The organism is Bacillus pretiosus (assembly GCF_051294775.1).
GTDB classification, from domain to species: Bacteria; Bacillota; Bacilli; order Bacillales; family Bacillaceae_G; genus Bacillus_A; species Bacillus_A wiedmannii.
In genome coordinates this window covers 1-463 of the sequence record NZ_JBPPHF010000030.1, presented here as the reverse complement: position 1 = coordinate 463, position 463 = coordinate 1, and the positions used below count along the sequence as shown (strand labels likewise).

The following is a 463-nucleotide window of genomic DNA, read 5'->3' as shown; positions in this document are numbered from 1 at the left end:
CCTTACAAGCAGGGGGTCGGCGGTTCGATCCCGTCATCCTCCACCATTTAGCCGACTTAGCTCAATTGGTAGAGCAACTGACTTGTAATCAGTAGGTTGGGGGTTCAAGTCCTCTAGTCGGCACCAGAAAATCATGGCGGTTGTGGCGAAGTGGTTAACGCACCGGATTGTGGCTCCGGCATTCGTGGGTTCGATTCCCATCAGTCGCCCCATTTTTTCTTTGAATAATTAATATGCGGGTGTGGCGGAATTGGCAGACGCACTAGACTTAGGATCTAGCGCCTTTGGCGTGGGGGTTCGACTCCCTTCACCCGCACTTTTAATAAAATAACTCATACATGTCTTGCGGAAGTAGTTCAGTGGTAGAATACAACCTTGCCAAGGTTGGGGTCGCGGGTTCGAATCCCGTCTTCCGCTCCAATTTTCAATATGACATGCCGGGGTGGCGGAACAGGCAGACGCA

Annotated in this window: 4 tRNA genes; all 4 read left to right on the top strand. The window is 51.6% G+C overall.

The features are described 5' to 3' along the window. Nucleotides 1-50: 50 nt before the first annotated feature. The 4 genes from ACSG5Z_RS29710 to ACSG5Z_RS29695 all read left to right on the top strand — a co-directional run bounded on the left by ACSG5Z_RS29710 (nt 51) and on the right by ACSG5Z_RS29695 (nt 420). A tRNA-Thr gene (locus tag ACSG5Z_RS29710) sits at nt 51-126 on the top strand. Between the two features lie 10 nt (nt 127-136). Then, nucleotides 137-212, top strand: a tRNA-His gene (locus tag ACSG5Z_RS29705). Nucleotides 213-235: 23 nt separating this feature from the next. Continuing rightward, nucleotides 236-316, top strand: a tRNA-Leu gene (locus ACSG5Z_RS29700). Nucleotides 317-345: 29 nt separating this feature from the next. Further along, a tRNA-Gly gene (locus ACSG5Z_RS29695) sits at nt 346-420 on the top strand. Nucleotides 421-463 lie beyond the last annotated feature (43 nt).